Annotated in this window: 12 protein-coding genes; 6 read left to right on the top strand and 6 right to left on the bottom strand. The window is 64.5% G+C overall.

The features are described from left to right. Positions 1–3 precede the first annotated feature (3 nt). The 6 genes from xylF (at position 4) to Q8J98_RS03435 (ending at position 6,833) form a co-directional block, all read left to right on the top strand. The gene (gene xylF / locus Q8J98_RS03460; RefSeq protein ID WP_305184659.1) at positions 4–1,020 is read left to right on the top strand and encodes a D-xylose ABC transporter substrate-binding protein; all 1,017 of its coding nucleotides are present in this window, start codon (positions 4–6) and stop codon (positions 1,018–1,020) included. Between the two features lie 84 nt (positions 1,021–1,104). Then, entirely contained in the window at positions 1,105–2,457 is a 1,353-nt protein-coding gene (locus Q8J98_RS03455; RefSeq protein ID WP_305293159.1) for a sugar ABC transporter permease, read from the top strand. After that, positions 2,454–3,203: an ATP-binding cassette domain-containing protein gene (locus Q8J98_RS03450; RefSeq protein ID WP_305293158.1), complete on the top strand. Its 750-nt coding sequence runs from the start codon at positions 2,454–2,456 to the stop codon at positions 3,201–3,203. Before Q8J98_RS03455 ends, Q8J98_RS03450 begins: the two co-directional genes overlap by 4 nt. Beyond that, positions 3,203–4,639: a xylulokinase gene (gene xylB, locus Q8J98_RS03445; RefSeq protein ID WP_305293157.1), complete on the top strand. Its 1,437-nt coding sequence runs from the start codon at positions 3,203–3,205 to the stop codon at positions 4,637–4,639. Before Q8J98_RS03450 ends, xylB begins: the two co-directional genes overlap by 1 nt. Then, on the top strand, positions 4,636–5,940 hold the full coding sequence (gene xylA / locus Q8J98_RS03440; RefSeq protein ID WP_305293156.1) for a xylose isomerase: 1,305 nt from the start codon (positions 4,636–4,638) through the stop codon (positions 5,938–5,940). The genes xylB and xylA overlap by 4 nt, the downstream gene beginning before the upstream one ends. Positions 5,941–5,981: 41 nt before the next feature. Next, positions 5,982–6,833 carry a BadF/BadG/BcrA/BcrD ATPase family protein gene (locus Q8J98_RS03435; protein ID WP_305293155.1) on the top strand — a complete coding sequence of 284 codons (852 nt, stop codon included), beginning with the start codon at positions 5,982–5,984 and terminating at the stop codon, positions 6,831–6,833. On the opposite strand, the gene Q8J98_RS03430 is transcribed toward Q8J98_RS03435, so the two are convergent. The 6 genes from Q8J98_RS03430 to Q8J98_RS03405 form a co-directional block, all read right to left on the bottom strand. Next, positions 6,797–7,852 carry a saccharopine dehydrogenase family protein gene (locus Q8J98_RS03430; protein WP_305184653.1) on the bottom strand — a complete coding sequence of 352 codons (1,056 nt, stop codon included), beginning with the start codon at positions 7,850–7,852 and terminating at the stop codon, positions 6,797–6,799. The two genes, Q8J98_RS03435 and Q8J98_RS03430, sit on opposite strands and share 37 nt — an antisense overlap. Positions 7,853–7,862: 10 nt before the next feature. Beyond that, positions 7,863–9,365, bottom strand: coding sequence for an aldehyde dehydrogenase family protein (locus Q8J98_RS03425; protein WP_305293154.1), 1,503 nt, complete (start codon positions 9,363–9,365; stop codon positions 7,863–7,865). Continuing rightward, positions 9,362–10,399: an ACP S-malonyltransferase gene (locus tag Q8J98_RS03420; protein ID WP_305293153.1), complete on the bottom strand. Its 1,038-nt coding sequence runs from the start codon at positions 10,397–10,399 to the stop codon at positions 9,362–9,364. The genes Q8J98_RS03425 and Q8J98_RS03420 overlap by 4 nt, the downstream gene beginning before the upstream one ends. Then, complete coding sequence (locus Q8J98_RS03415; RefSeq protein ID WP_305293152.1) at positions 10,396–12,579, bottom strand: alpha-ketoacid dehydrogenase subunit alpha/beta; 2,184 nt, start codon at positions 12,577–12,579, stop codon at positions 10,396–10,398. The genes Q8J98_RS03420 and Q8J98_RS03415 overlap by 4 nt, the downstream gene beginning before the upstream one ends. Before the next feature lie 100 nt (positions 12,580–12,679). Then, positions 12,680–13,888: an acyl-CoA dehydrogenase gene (locus tag Q8J98_RS03410; RefSeq protein ID WP_305293151.1), complete on the bottom strand. Its 1,209-nt coding sequence runs from the start codon at positions 13,886–13,888 to the stop codon at positions 12,680–12,682. A 7-nt stretch (positions 13,889–13,895) separates the two neighbouring features. Beyond that, positions 13,896–15,071, bottom strand: a complete 1,176-nt coding sequence (locus tag Q8J98_RS03405) for a pyridoxal phosphate-dependent aminotransferase (RefSeq protein WP_305293150.1) — start codon at positions 15,069–15,071, stop codon at positions 13,896–13,898. Positions 15,072–15,161 lie beyond the last annotated feature (90 nt).

Raw genomic sequence — 15,161 nt, 5'->3', positions numbered from 1 at the left:
GACATGAAAAAGACCCTTTTGCTGGCCGCAGTCATTGCGGCCGGGTTTACCACATCGGCCCTTGCGCAGATCACCGTCGGCGTTTCGTGGTCGAACTTCCAGGAAGAGCGCTGGAAAACCGACGAAGCCGCGATCAAGGCCGCGCTGGCCGCCGCGGGTGCGGTTTATGTTTCGGCTGACGCGCAGTCTTCCTCGGCCAAGCAGCTTTCCGACATCGAAAGCCTGATGGCGCAGGGTGTCGATGCGCTCATCATTCTCGCGCAAGATACGCAGGCGATCGTTCCGGCAGTGACCGCTGCCGCCGATGAAGGAATTCCGGTCATTGCCTATGACCGCCTGATCGAAGACGCGCGCGCCTTCTACCTTACCTTCGACAACGTCGAAGTGGGCCGGATGCAGGCCCGCGCCGTTCTGGCCGCCGCGCCGACCGGCAACTATGTCATGATCAAAGGTTCGCCGACCGACCCGAACGCCGATTTCCTGCGTGGCGGCCAGCAAGAAGTGCTGCAAGCCGCAATCGATTCGGGCGCGATCAAGATTGTCGGCGAAGCCTATACCGATGGCTGGCTGCCCGCCAACGCCCAGCGCAACATGGAGCAGATCCTGACCGCGCAGAACAACAAGGTCGATGCCGTGGTTGCCTCGAACGACGGCACCGCCGGTGGTTCGGTCGCAGCGCTGAGCGCGCAGGGCATGGTGGTTCCGGTTTCCGGGCAAGATGGCGATCATGCGGCGCTGAACCGTGTGGCGCTTGGCACCCAGACGGTTTCGGTCTGGAAAGATGCGCGTGAGCTTGGCCGCGCGGCCGCGGAAATTGCGGTGGCACTGGCGGGCGACAAGAACGCAACCGTAGCCGGTGCGGCAGCCTGGACCTCGCCGGCCGGCACCACGATGAACTCGCTGTTCCTCGCGCCGATGCCGATCACAAAAGACAACCTTTCGGCGGTTGTCGATGCGGGCTGGATCACCAAAGAAGCGCTCTGCCAGGGCGTGACCGCAGGCCCGGCACCCTGCAACTGATCCTTTGAGTTTCAGAATGCGCCCCGGCTTTCATGCCGGGGCGCAGCCATATGCCGCCCGTGCGGCACTGAACGGGATAGCTTTATGACCGACGCGGCCCCCAACGCAGCCCCCCAGCAGGGCAAGCGCAATCTGTTGCAGAAAATCGAGATCGATTCCCGGCTCTTGGGCATGATCGGTGCGCTGGTGGTGATCTGCCTCACCTTTCAGCTCAAGACCGGCAGCGACGCGCAGGCGACATTCGTGCTCAACCCCTTGGCCTGGCTGGCGGACGGGCGATTCCTGACACCGCGCAACCTTTTCAACCTGTCGATCCAGACCGCGAGTGTTGCGATCATGGCAACCGGCATGGTGTTCGTGATTGTCACCCGGCACATCGACCTTTCGGTTGGCGCGGTGCTGGCCACGGCTTCGGCGGTGATGGGCGTGCTTCAGGTCTGGCTGTTGCCGAAGACGCTGGGGCTTGGCATTGGCCACCCGATGATCGCGCCGATCACGATTCTGGCAGGGCTGGCGGCGGGCACCGCGATTGGTGCCTTCAACGGCTGGCTGATCGGTTATCAGCGCATTCCGGCCTTCATCGTCACGCTCGGCGGGCTGCTGGTTTGGCGTAACGTCGGCTGGTATCTGACGAGCGGCCAGACGCTGGGGCCGCTTGATGACAAATTCATGCTGTTCGGGGGCGTCGAAGGCACCCTGGGCGACACCATCTCATGGGGGCTTGGCGGGCTGGCGGTGGCAAGCGCGATCTGGGCGCTCTGGCGCGCGCGCGCCGACAGGCTGAGGCACGGGTTTCCGGTAAAGCCGGTCTGGGCGGAATTTGCGCTGGCGGCAATTGCGATCAGCGCAATCATGGGTTTTGTGGCCGTTGTCAACGCTTACGAAATTCCTGTAGGCCGCCTGCGGCGCACCTTCGAGGCCCGCGGCGAGGCGCTGCCAGAAGGCTACAGCGAGGCCTTTGGCCTGCCGATATCGGTGCTGATCCTCGTGCTGGTCGCGATCGCGATGACCGTGATTGCGCGGCGCACCCGGTTTGGGCGCTACATCTTTGCGGCCGGCGGCAACCCTGATGCTGCCGAGCTTTCCGGCATCAACACCCGGATGCTCACGGTCAAGGTTTTCGCGCTGATGGGCTTTTTGTGTGCGCTCTCGGCGGTGGTGGCGCAGGCACGGCTGGCCAACCACACCAACGACATCGGCACGCTGGATGAATTGCGGGTTATCGCGGCAGCAGTGATTGGTGGCACCGCGCTTTCGGGCGGCATCGGCACCATCTACGGGGCCATTCTGGGTGCCGTGATCATGCAGAGCCTGCAATCGGGCATGGCGATGGTGGGGGTGGATGCGCCCTTCCAGAATATCATTGTGGGCCTTGTGCTGGTTCTCGCGGTCTGGATCGACATCCAGTATCGCAAGCGCACGGGAGAAAAGATATGAACGCGCCCCTTGTCGAACTGCGCGACATCTCGATTGCCTTCGGCGGCATCAAGGCGGTCGATCACGTCACGGTCGATCTGCACGCAGGCGAGGTTGTCGGCCTTCTGGGCCATAACGGCGCCGGCAAATCGACGCTGATCAAATGTCTGTCGGGGGCCTATCAGGCCGACGCCGGCGAGATTCTGATCGATGGCGACATGGTGGAGATCCATAACCCGCGCGATGCCCGCGCGTTCAACATCGAGACCATCTACCAGACACTGGCGCTGGCGGATAACCTCGATGCCGCCTCGAACCTGTTTCTCGGGCGCGAGCTGGTGACGCCGATGGGCTTTGTCGATGACGCGAAGATGGAGGCCGAGACCCGCAAGATCATGGCGCGGCTAAACCCCAACTTCCGCAAGTTCAAGGATCCGGTAAAGGCGCTTTCGGGCGGGCAGCGGCAATCTGTTGCCATTGCGCGGGCGGTCTATTTCAACGCGCGCATCCTGATCATGGACGAGCCCACTGCGGCGCTTGGCCCGCAGGAAACGAACATGGTGGCAGAACTCATTCAGGAACTGAAGGCGCAGGGCCTCGGGATATTCCTTATCGAGCATGATATTCACAACGTGATGAAACTTTGCGACCGCGCCAGCGTGATGAAGAACGGGCAGCTGGTCGGCACGGTGAATGTGGCCGATGTGACCGACGAAGACATTCTGGGCATGATCATTCTGGGCAAGATGCCGGATCGAGCGCGCTGATGTATATCGGGCTGGATCTCGGCACATCGGGGCTTAAGGGCCTGCTGATCGACGATGCGCAGCGGGTTCTGGCCGAGGCATCTGCGCCGCTGAGCGTTTCGCGCCCTGCCGAGGGCTGGTCGGAGCAATCGCCTGCATCCTGGATCGGGGCTGCGGAGTCGGTTCTCGGCGCGCTTTCGGCGCATGGGTTGCGGGCCGTGCGCGGCATCGGGCTTTCAGGCCAGATGCATGGTGCAACGCTTTTGTCTGCGTCGGATGATGTGCTCAGGCCCTGCATCCTCTGGAACGACACCCGCGCCCATGCCGAGGCGGCAGAGCTTGATGCCGACCCGCGCTTTCGGGCGATTACCGGCAATATCGTATTTCCCGGCTTTACCGCACCGAAACTCGTCTGGGTCGCGCGGCATGAGCCGGAAGTATTTGCCCGCGTCGCCAAAGTGCTGCTTCCAAAGGATTATCTCAGGCTGTGGCTGACCGGCGAGCATGTCGCGGATATGTCGGATGCCGCGGGCACAAGCTGGCTCGATTGCGCCGGGCGCGACTGGTCCGATACGTTGCTGGCCGCAACCGGGATGAGCCGCGCACAGATGCCGCGGCTGGTGGAGGGTTCGGCGGTGTCGGCTGCCTTGCGGCCCGAACTGGCGATGCGCTTTGGCCTGCCCGCGGGCGTGGTTGTGGCGGGCGGCGGCGGCGATAATGCCGCTTCGGCAGTAGGCGTTGGCGTCGTGCGTGCGGGGCAGGCCTTTGTCAGCCTCGGCACTTCGGGCGTGCTTTTCGCCGCGAACGATAGCTATCAGCCCGACCCGGCGACCGCCGTGCACACGTTCTGCCACGCCCTGCCGGGCAAGTGGCACCAGATGGGGGTGATTCTGGCGGCGGCGGATGCGCTGAACTGGTTTGCGGCCTTTGTCGGCAGCGACGCGGCGCAGTTGACCGGGGCGCTCGGGCCGCTTCGGGCACCGGGCAAGACCCGGTTTCTGCCCTATCTCGGCGGCGAGCGCACGCCCTTGAACGATGCTGCCATTCGCGGTGCCTTCATCGGGCTTGAGCATGCGACCAACCGCGAGGCGGCGACGCGGGCGGTGCTGGAGGGCGTGAGCTTCGCGCTGCGCGATTGCCGCGATGCCTTGGCCGCTACCGGCACGCGGATCGAGAGCCTTCTGGCGGTGGGCGGCGGTGCGCGGTCGGACTACTGGCTTGCAGCGATTGCCACGGCACTTGGCACGCCGGTTTCGGTGCCGGTCGCGGGCGATTTTGGCGGTGCCTTTGGCGCGGCCCGTCTGGCGCTGATGGCCGCCACCGGCGCGGGTGCCGAAATTGCCACCTGCCCACCCATTTCGCATGTAATAGAGCCTGTTTTTGCACTGGCTCAGGCGTTTGATGAGGGCCACGCGCGGTTTCGCGCGGCGCAGGCCGCAATAAAGGGACTGACATGACCGACTTCTTCAATGGTATCCCGCAGGTCCGCTATGAGGGGCCGCAAAGCCAGAGCGATTTTGCATTCCGGCACTACAACCCCGACGAGGTGGTGCTGGGCAGGCGCATGGAAGATCATCTGCGTTTTGCCGTGGCCTATTGGCACAGCTTCGCCTGGCCGGGCGGCGACCCCTTTGGCGGGCAGACCTTCGAGCGGCCCTGGTTCGGCGACACGATGCAGCACGCCAGGCGCAAGGCCGATGTCGCTTTCGAGATGTTCGAAATTCTCGGCGCGCCGTTCTTTTGTTTCCACGATGCCGACGTGCGCCCGGAAGGCGCGAGTTTCGCCGAATCGACGCGCAATCTTGAAGAAATCGTTGAATATTTCGCCGCCAAGATGGAGCGGCAAAAGACCCGGCTTCTGTGGGGCACCGCCAACCTTTTCAGCCACCGCCGCTATATGTCGGGTGCCGCCACCAACCCCGACCCCGAGGTGTTTGCCTATGCCGCGGCCACGGTGAAGACCTGCATGGACGCGACGATGAAACTTGGCGGGGCGAACTATGTGCTCTGGGGCGGGCGCGAGGGCTATGAAACGCTGCTGAACACCGATCTTGGCCGCGAGGCGGAGCAGATGGGGCGGTTCCTGCAGATGGTGGTGGAATACAAGCACAAGATCGGCTTCAACGGCGCAATCCTGATCGAGCCGAAGCCGCAGGAGCCGAGCAAGCACCAGTACGACTATGACGTGGCCACGGTTTACGGCTTTCTGCGCCGCTTCGGCCTTGAAGCAGAGGTCAAGGTGAACATCGAGCAGGGCCACGCGATTCTGGCGGGGCATTCGTTCGAGCATGAAATCGCGCTCGCCGCGAGCCTTGGCATATTCGGTTCGATCGACATGAACCGGAACGATTACCAGAGCGGCTGGGATACCGACCAGTTCCCCAACAACGTGCCCGAAACCGCCATGGCCTATTACGAGGTATTGCGGGCGGGCGGCTTTGCCAGCGGCGGCACCAACTTTGACGCCAAGATAAGGCGGCAGAGCCTTGATCCCGCAGACCTGATATTGGCGCATGTCGGCGCGATGGATGTCTGCGCGCGGGCACTCAAGGCAGCGGCGGCGATGCTGGAAGGCGACGCGCTTGAGGCGGCCCGGCGCGCGCGCTACGCGGGCTGGGATGCGCCCGCCGCCAAGGCGATGCTGAAAAGCGGCACGCTTGAAAGCATCCACGCGCGGGTTCTGGCCGAGGGACTGAACCCGGTGCCGCGGTCCGGGAGGCAGGAGCGGCTCGAAAATCTCTGGAACCGCGTTCTCTAGCCTTTTGCGCGCCCGCTGCTATCGTGAGGGGGAGGTGCGCGTTGTTCTATCTGGGCATTGATGGCGGGGGCAGCGGCTGCCGCGCGGTTCTGGCTGATGCGTCTGGCCGTGTGTTGGGCCGGGGCATCGCCGGGCCTGCTAATGTCTGCACCGATGCCGAGGCTGCGCTTGCCAATGTTTTGGTGGCGTCAGCGCAAGCGATGGCGGGGGTTTGCGTGCCCGCCGAGGTGGTTGCGGTTCTCGGGCTGGCGGGGGCAAACGTTGCGGCAGGAGTCCTTGCAGCGCGGCTGCCCTTTGCCCGGGTCCGCATTGAAAGCGATGTTCTGACCTCGGTGAAGGGCGCGTTTCACGATGACGCAGGCATCGTTGCCGTGCTCGGCACCGGGTCGGTGTTCGCGCGCCAGATGGGCGGCGAAATTCGCTCCGCAGGTGGTTGGGGGCTGATACTGGGCGATGAAGGTGGTGGCGCGTGGTTGGGCCGGGCGCTATTGGCCCGCGCGCTGCGAGCGGTGGATGGCCATACACCGCAGACGCCGCTTTTGGCGGGAATAGTGACTGAATTTGGCAGTTCAGCGGGCGTGGTGCAGTTTGCCGCGCAGGCAACCCCCGCCGAATTTGCGGCGCTGGCACCAAGGCTGGTGGAAAGCGATGATGCCGCCGCACAGGCGCTGATGCGAGAGGCCGATACCGAGGTGGCTGCGGCGATCGGGCTTTTGCAGCCGCCTGCCGGGCCGCTGCCGGTCGTGTTCATGGGCGGGCTCGGCCCGGTCTTCGCCGCGCGCCTGGGCGGGCGCTGGCCAAGGGCAGAGCCGCTGGGCGATGCGTTGGCGGGGGCGCTTTGGCTGGCGCGCGCCGATCAGGCGAACAAAGCCCCGGTGCGCGTTGCCAGATAGGGCGCGAAGGGGATTTCCTCTTGCTTGAGGAAACCCTGCTGCGGCAAAGCCCCTGCGCGCACCATCTCGATCACCGAGACGACCGAGGCTGATGTGGTCCAGGCTATCGCGGTGCGCGCGCGGCCGCCGATGGAGATCGGGCGATAGGCGCGCACATATTCCTTGCGGCGCAATTGCCCCGCCTGCCAACCCTCGGCGGCGACATGCAGGTAAACCACATCATCCTCGACCGGCGGCTTGGCGTTGGTGAGGATGCGGCCTGCCTCGGCGCGGTTTTCGCGCATCAGGAGTTCGTGGAAGAAGAAGTTCATCAGCTCGACATGGCCGGGGTAGCGCATGGTCTTGTAATCGAGGTTCTCGATGCGGCCCGCATAGGTTTCGCACATGGTGCCAAGCCCGCCAGAGGTGGTGAAGGCCTCAAGCCGGGTGCCGTTGACATAGACGGTTTCAAGCCATTCCATTGCCGAGACGGTCTTTTGCTGGCCCTCCTCGATCACCTCGCAATCGTTGAGGTATTCGTTGACCACGCCCTCGGGCGACCAGTTGAAGGCATAACCCAGTAGTCCGGTAGGGTTTTGCGGCAGCGCCCCCACCCGCAGCCGGATCGAGCGCACGCGCTCGAATTGCGCGGCCAGATCGGCACCGATGATGCCCACCAGCCCCGGGGCAAGTCCGCATTGCGGGGCCATCAGCCCGCGCGAGGTCTTGGCCAGTTCGCGGATATGTCGGGTGGTGGGCACGTCTTCGGTAAGGTCGAAGTAATGCATGCCCAGCGCATGCGCCGCGCCCGAAACGCCTTTGTTGAGCGCGTAAGGCAGGCAGGAAAGCACCGCCTGATAGGGTTTCAGCAGCGCCTCCATGCCGTTCAGGTCGCCAAGGTCGGCCTGGCGGCTTGGAAAGCGACCGGCGTGGGGGCGCGCGTCAATGCCTGTCACGTCGAATCCGGCCTCGGCCAGAAGTTCGGCGGCAAGGTGCCCGACCTTGCCGAGACCAAGCACCGCGATCTTGCTGAAACTCATCGCATCCTCCCTAGATGTCAAACTTCACGCCCTGCGCCAGCGGCAAGTTCGCGGAATAGTTGATGGTGTTGGTCTGGCGGCGCATATAGGCCTTCCAGGCGTCTGATCCGCTTTCGCGCCCGCCGCCGGTTTCCTTCTCGCCGCCGAATGCGCCACCGATTTCCGCCCCGGAAGGCCCGATATTGACGTTGGCGATGCCGCAGTCAGACCCGGCCGCGGCAAGAAAGGCCTCGGCTTCGCGCAGGTTGAGCGTGAAGATGCACGAGGAAAGCCCCTGCGGCACGTCATTTTGCAGTCGAATGGCCTCATCAAGCGTGTCGTAACCCAGAACGTAAAGGATTGGCGCGAAGGTTTCCTCGCGCACTGCGGCGGTTTGCCCCGGCATTTCAACCACCGCGGGTTCGACATAGGCACCCCCCTGCGGCGCGCCTTTGGCGACCGCGCGACCGCCATGCACCTTGCCGCCCTCGGCCTTGGCCTGTTCCAGCACCTTCAGCATCCGGTCGCGCGCGCCATGGTCGATCAACGGCCCGATAAGCGTTGTTGCAGCGCGCGGGTCGCCGATGGGCAGGCTGGCGTAGGCCTTGGTCAGCCGAGCCACCAGATCAGCGCGAATGGAATTATGTGCGATCAGGCGGCGCAGGCTGGTGCAGCGTTGCCCGGCGGTGCCGACAGCGGAAAAGACAATGGCACGCACCGCCATGTCGAGGTCCGCCGAAGGTGCCACGATCATCGCGTTGTTTCCGCCAAGCTCCAGGATGGCGCGGCCGAAGCGCGCCGCCACCTTCGGCCCGACAATCCGGCCCATTCGGGTGGAACCGGTGGCCGATACAACGGCGATGGCGGGCGAGGTAACCAGCGCCTCGCCAACCGCCGGGCCGCCGACGACCAGTTGCACAAGGCCTTCAGGCGCGTCGCCAAAGCGGGCGAGCGCGCGCGCCATCACTTTCATGCAGGCCATCGCGGTCAGCGGGGTTTTTTCGGACGGCTTCCAGATCACCGGGTCGCCGCACACGAGCGCCAGCGCGGCGTTCCACGACCAGACCGCCACGGGAAAGTTGAAGGCGGAAATGACCGCCACCGGGCCGATCGGGTGCCAGGTTTCCATCATCCGGTGGCCGGGGCGTTCAGAGGCAATGGTCAGGCCGTAAAGCTGGCGCGACAGGCCCACGGCAAAATCGCAGATGTCGATCATCTCCTGCACTTCGCCCAGGCCTTCCGAGGTGATCTTGCCCGCCTCAAGGGTGACCAAAGCGCCAAGCTCCGATTTTGCCGCGCGCAGTTCCTCGCCCAGAAGCCGCACCAATTCGCCCCGGCGGGGTGCGGGAACTTCGCGCCAGATGCGAAAGGCGGCTTCGGCGCGGGCGATCACGGCGGGCATTTCGGCTGCACCGGTTTCGTGCACGCGGGCAAGTTCGGCTCCGTCGATCGGGCTCTGCACCAAAAGCGTGCCACCGGTGATGTCGGCTGCGGTCAGTTCGAGTTTGGCAAACAGGGTGGCGGTCATGGTCATTTTTCCCTTTGAGTGACAAGGCTGCGCTGGTCCGCCAGCCCCATCGAAGCAATGATGGGGCTGGCGGACTGCCGCGCCTGAAACGCGGATTTCGTGTCTATTCCGGCCCAATCGGCGAGTATCAGCGACTGGGCCACGGCCCCGCCCAGCGTTGTGCCGGGGCCGGTGATGATAAAGAGATCGGGCGCGAATTCGCGCGCGGCAGTGGTTATGGCGCGCGTAAAGTCATAAGGCGCGACGACCTGATGCCCAAGCGTATAGAGGCGCAAGGCGGCGGGCTCGGTCGCGCCCGGCCACCAGATGGCACCGCGCCCGTCGATCAGCGGCAGCGTCGGCTGGCGGAAAAGCGCCTCGGGTAACGCCGCGCGCCCGGCTGCGGCGACCGGGGCCTGAAGCGCGGTGTGAAACGCCGCGTGGTTCGCAAGCCGCATCGGAAACCGGCCCTGTGCCGGCGGAATGGCGGCCTCGAAGGCAGCAAGCCCCGCCTCGTTTCCCGCCAGCACCAGCATGCCGCCAAGGTCGATCGAAAGCGCAAGGTCATGGCCTGGGCGCGCAGCGGTGGTTTCGGCCAGCGCCAGAAGCTCTGCCTTGCGGCCCGCAATGGGTCTCCAGTTTTCATCGGTGAAAGGGTAGAGCGTCTGGCCGCCGATCAGGTGCTGCTGCATCAGCGTGCCCATGGTGTTGACCACCTCGAACCCCGCATCGGCGCTCAAAGCGCCGCTACAGGCAAGCGCTGAATACCAGCCCATCGAATTTCCGGTGACCGCAACGATATCAAGCCCGGAAATGTCCTGAAAATCGGCCAGCGAGCAGGCATAGATCAGCGCGCTGGCATTGTCGCCCCGCGTGTGGCGAGCGACAGAATAGCTTGCAGCACCATCAAGCGCGGCCAGTGTTTCCTGCCCGAGCGCACGCCGCCGCGCGTCAAACCGCTCGAACAGAGCCGCTTTTTCACCGTGATGTCGCGCCAGATAGCCAAGCTCGGCCTTGGTGTAGGTGCCCCTGCCGGGGCAGATGACGACGGCGGTTGTCATTTCACCCCCAGAAGGTCGCGCGCCGCCCGCGCGATGCCCGCGGCCGAAGGCAGCGTCGCGGCATAGGCGGGGCCGGTGGCAATGAAGCTGTCTTCGGCGGTGATCCGTGCGGCGCGGCGACCGGCCTCGGCAAAGAGTGCCATCAATTCCTCGGAGACATTGCCGGATCGGCGGCATTCATCGACCACCAGCACCTGCGCGCAATCCCGCGTCGCCTCAAGCAAAGCTTCGCGCGGCAGCGGCGAAAGCCAGCGGGTGTCGATGATGCGCAGGTCAACCCCGCTTGCGCGCAAGCCTGCCTCGGCCTGCCGCGAAAGGTAATAGCCGTTGCCATAGCTGACAATCGCTAGGTCGCGCCCGCCGCCGTGCACGCCTACCTCGCCGAGCGGAATACGCTCATCCGGGCCGGGATAGAGACACATCCAGCCGCCATCCTTCTCGCTCTCAAGGTCGCGTATCGGGTAAAGTGCGATAGGCTCGACGAACACCACAAGCCGCTGTTCCTCGCGCGCCAGCCGCACAGATTCGCGCAGCATCCGCGCCGCGTCGGCCCCACTTGAGGGCACAGCGAGAATCAGGCCCGGAATGTCGCGCAGCACCGCAAGCGAGTTGTCGTTGTGGAAATGCCCGCCAAAGCCCTTTTGATACCCAAGCCCCGCAACCCGAAGCACCATCGGGTTGGTGTATTGGCCGTTCGAGAAGAACGGCAGCGTCGCCGCCTCGCCGCGGATCTGGTCTTCGGCGTTATGCAGATAGGCGAGGAACTGGATCTCGGGCATCGGCAGAAAGCCGTTATGTGCAAGGCCAATACCGAGGCCAAGAATGCTTTGTTCATCCAGCAGCGTGTCGATCACCCGGTCGGGGCCAAACCGCGCCTGCAACTTTTGCGTCACGCCATAGACGCCGCCCTTGCGCCCCACATCCTCGCCCATCAGCACGATCTCGCCATGGTCGAGCATGAGGTCGGTCAACGCCCAGTTGATCAACCGCGACATGATCTGCGGCTCGGCCATCGCCTTCAGGTCTGGCCCGAAGGCGGCCTCGCGCACCAGCGCGCCGGGGCCATTTGACGGTGCCGAGCTGCGGGCAGGCGGCACGATGCTTGCCGTCACCTCCGAGGCGGTCTTGAGCCGGGGCCGGGTGATGGCCTCGGCAGCCACGCGGTTCACCCGGGCGAGGGTTTCAGTGTAAACACCCAACGCCGCCTCGGGCGAAAGCGCACCTGCCGCATCGAGCAACCGCACCGAATGCAGGAGCGGGTCATTTGCCTCCTCGGCTTCGACCTCTTCGCGCGGCATGTAGGTGGTGGGCATGTCGGCACCGGCGTGGCCGTAAAGCCGCAGCATCCGCAAGTGCAGGAAGGCCGGCTTGCGGCGGCTACGGACATATTCGGCAGCCTCGCGCGCCACCGCGAATGCCTCATAAAGATCGAGCCCGTCGGCGCTGAAGTATTTCACGCCGGGGCGCGCCGCTTGGCTCGCGGCGATCCAGCCCTTTGGGGTCTTGGTCGAAATGCCGATGCCGTTATCCTCGCAGACAAACAGCAGCGGCAGCGGCACCGATTGATAGGAGGTCCAGGCGGCGGCGTTGAACGCCCCCTGCGCGGTCGAATGGTTGGCCGAGGCATCGCCAAAGCTGCACATCACGATCGAATCATCGGCAAGCGCGCGGTGCTCGGGCGGGCGGCGGCGCGCAAGGCCGATGCTGTAGGCCGCGCCCACCGCTTTCGGCAGATGGCTGGCGATGGTCGAAGTCTGCGGCGGAATGGAAAGCGCTTTCGAGCCGAGCACCTTGTGCCTACCGCCCGAAATCGGATCTTCCGAGGACGAGGCAAAGGACAGGAGCATATCCCAGGTCATCGTCTGCCCCGGCACCTGCTCCGCGCGGGCAATTTGAAAAGCCGCGTCGCGGTAATGCAAAAAGGCCATGTCGGTCGGGCGCAGGGCCGCCGCCACTGCCGCCATTCCCTCGTGCCCCGAAGAGCCGATGGTATAGAACCCCTGCCCCGCCTTTTGCATCGCGCGGCTGGTGCGGTCGAGCGCGCGGCTGGTGCATTGCGCATGAAAAAGCGCCACGGCCTCGGCGGCACTCAGGCCCGGCGTCGGCATCTTGCCCGGCGGCAAATCACCCGCCGCCACCCGGCGCAGGAAGTTTTCATGGACGATTTGGGAACGCGGCATCGGTATCTCGTGTTCATGCGATTGCTTCAGTCCAAATATCCCCGCCGGAGGCACCCTTGGCAGATCGCCTCCGGCGGGGATATTTTATCTGAAGCATTGTTCAGAAAAACGCTTGCAGCCCGGTGATGGCGCGGCCGAGGATCAACGCGTGCACATCATGCGTGCCTTCGTAGGTGTTCACTGTTTCAAGGTTGACCATGTGGCGCATGACCGGGAAGGCGTCGGAAATACCGTTACCGCCGTGCATGTCGCGCGCGGCGCGGGCGATATCGAGTGCCTTGCCGCAGTTGTTGCGCTTGATGAGCGAAATCATCTCGGGCGCAGCATTGGCCTCATCCATAAGGCGGCCGACGCGCAGCGCGGCTTGCAGGCCGAGGTTGATTTCGCTCAGCATGTTCGCCAGTTTCAGCTGGTAAATCTGGGTGTTGGCAAGTGGGCGGCCGAATTGCTTGCGGTCGAGCCCGTACTGGCGGGCAGCGTGAAAGCAGGTTTCTGCCGCACCCATGACACCCCAGGCAATGCCGTAGCGGGCGCGGTTGAGGCAGCCGAAGGGGCCCTTCAGCCCCTCGACGCCGGGTAGTAGCGCGTCTTCGCCCACCTCGACGTTCTGCATGACGATCTCGCCGGTGACAGAGGCACGCAGGGAGAGCTTGCCCTGGATCTTTGGCGCGCTCAGTCCGTTGAGGCCCTTTTCCAGCACGAAGCCGCGGATCTTGCCGCCATGCGCATCGGATTTCGCCCAGACCACGAACACGTCGGCAATCGGGCTGTTCGAGATCCACATCTTGGTGCCGTTCAGCACATAGCCGCTGGCGGTCTTCCTTGCCGTGGTTTTCATGCCGCCGGGGTCGGAGCCGGCATCAGGCTCGGTCAGGCCAAAGCAGCCGATGAATTCGCCGGTGGCGAGTTTGGGCAGGTATTTGCGGCGCTGCGCTTCAGAACCGTAGGCGTAGATCGGATACATGACGAGCGAGGACTGCACCGACATCATGCTGCGGTAGCCGGAATCCACCCGCTCAACCTCGCGCGCGACCAGCCCGTAGGCAACATAGCCTGCGCCGATGCCGCCGTATTCTTCGGGCACGGTGACGCCCAGCAACCCCATTTCCCCCATTTCGCGGAAAATCTCCGGGTCGGTTGCCTCGTCGCGGTAGGCCTGCGTCACCCGCGGTGCGAGCTTTTCCTGCGCGTAGGCATGGGCGGCATCGCGCAGCATCCGCTCTTCTTCGGTCAGTTGCGCATCGAGGCGGAGCGCATCGGCCCAGTCGAAGCGGGCAAGATCGGGGGCATCTTTGGCTTTGAGTGTCATGGGATCCTCAGGTGAGCGAGGCGCAAAAGCGCGCGATGGCGGTGCAGGCGCGGGTGAGCGAGGCTTCATCATAGGCATAGGACAGGCGGAAGTGCCCCGGCAATCCGAAAGCGCGGCCGGGCACCACCGCGACCCCCTCCTGCGCCAAAAGCTGCGCGCAAAACGCAGCGTCATCTGCCAGTGTAACGCCTGCGGCTGTGGTCAGGCCAAAACAGGGCGTGCAATCAGCATAGACATAGAAAGCGCCATCGGGCAGCGGGCAATGCAGGCGGCCTGTGGCATTCAGCGCAGCCACCACCTGATCGCGGCGCTTGCGAAACGCCTCGCGGCGTGGGGCGATGTAATCTTGCGGGCCAAGCAGGGCGGCAATTGCCGCAGCCTGCGAGATTGACGAGGCACCCGAGGTCACCTGCCCCTGCACCTCGGCCATGGTCTTGATCAGCGGCGCGGGCCCGATACCCCAGCCAAGCCGCCAGCCGGTCATCGAGGCGAATTTTGAAACACCGTTCACGACCAAAGTGCGGTCGGCGAGGTCGGGGGCAACGTTGCGAAACGAGGTGAAGGGCGTGTAGCAGATGTGCTGATAGATCTCGTCGCTCAGCACCGCCACATGCGGATGGGCGCGCAGCACTTCGGCAAGTGCTGCCTGGTCGGCGGCTGTAAGCACGGCACCCGAGGGATTGCCGGGTGAATTAAGCAAAAGCCACCGACTGCGCGGCGTGATCGCCGCTGCCAGCGCCTCGGGGCGCAGGCGAAAGCCATCGGCAGCCGTGGTGGGAAGGATTTTTGCGACCCCACCGCAAATGGTGACCATGTCGGAATAGCTGGTCCAGTAGGGCGCGGCGATGATGACTTCGTCGCCCGCATCCAGAGTGGCGAAAAAGGCGTTGAAAATGACCTGCTTCGCGCCGGTCGAGACGATGATTTCGGCGGGCGCGGCGGTGTAGCCGTTATCGCGCGCGCAGGCGGTGGCAATGGCACGGCGCAGCGCCAGCGTTCCTTGGGTGGCGGTATATTTCGTCTCACCCGCTAGGGCTGCGGCGTGGGCTGCCGCGATCACATGCGGCGGTGTGGGAAAATCAGGCTCGCCGGTGCCGAGGCTGATCACATCGCGCCCCGCAGCCTTGAGCGCGGCGGCGGCCTCGGAGACCTGAACGATTTCGGAAAGGCCGATGCTGGCCATGCGGCGAGCCGGGCGCAGAGGCGATGCGGACATTTGAGGCCTTGGGGCTGAATCGCTGTTGTCAATGTGTATCGCACGCGCTTAGATCTA

Source organism: Phaeovulum sp., from assembly GCF_030684035.1.
Classification (GTDB): Bacteria; Pseudomonadota; Alphaproteobacteria; order Rhodobacterales; family Rhodobacteraceae; genus UBA6213.
The sequence above is the reverse complement of the archived record's forward strand: the minus strand, read 5'-3'. Positions and strand labels throughout refer to the sequence as shown.

Bases quoted from the DNA above. Each gene is read 5' to 3' on its own strand.
- xylF (WP_305184659.1), top strand. From the start codon at position 4: ATGAAAAAGACCCTTTTGCTGGCCGCAGTCATTGCGGCCGGGTTTACC.
- Q8J98_RS03455 (WP_305293159.1), top strand. From the start codon at position 1,105: ATGACCGACGCGGCCCCCAACGCAGCCCCCCAGCAGGGCAAGCGCAAT.
- Q8J98_RS03450 (WP_305293158.1), top strand. From the start codon at position 2,454: ATGAACGCGCCCCTTGTCGAACTGCGCGACATCTCGATTGCCTTCGGC.
- xylB (WP_305293157.1), top strand. From the start codon at position 3,203: ATGTATATCGGGCTGGATCTCGGCACATCGGGGCTTAAGGGCCTGCTG.
- xylA (WP_305293156.1), top strand. From the start codon at position 4,636: ATGACCGACTTCTTCAATGGTATCCCGCAGGTCCGCTATGAGGGGCCG.
- Q8J98_RS03430 (WP_305184653.1), bottom strand. From the start codon at position 7,852: ATGAGTTTCAGCAAGATCGCGGTGCTTGGTCTCGGCAAGGTCGGGCAC.
- Q8J98_RS03425 (WP_305293154.1), bottom strand. From the start codon at position 9,365: ATGACCATGACCGCCACCCTGTTTGCCAAACTCGAACTGACCGCAGCC.
- Q8J98_RS03420 (WP_305293153.1), bottom strand. From the start codon at position 10,399: ATGACAACCGCCGTCGTCATCTGCCCCGGCAGGGGCACCTACACCAAG.
- Q8J98_RS03415 (WP_305293152.1), bottom strand. From the start codon at position 12,579: ATGCCGCGTTCCCAAATCGTCCATGAAAACTTCCTGCGCCGGGTGGCG.
- Q8J98_RS03410 (WP_305293151.1), bottom strand. From the start codon at position 13,888: ATGACACTCAAAGCCAAAGATGCCCCCGATCTTGCCCGCTTCGACTGG.
- Q8J98_RS03405 (WP_305293150.1), bottom strand. From the start codon at position 15,071: ATGGCCAGCATCGGCCTTTCCGAAATCGTTCAGGTCTCCGAGGCCGCC.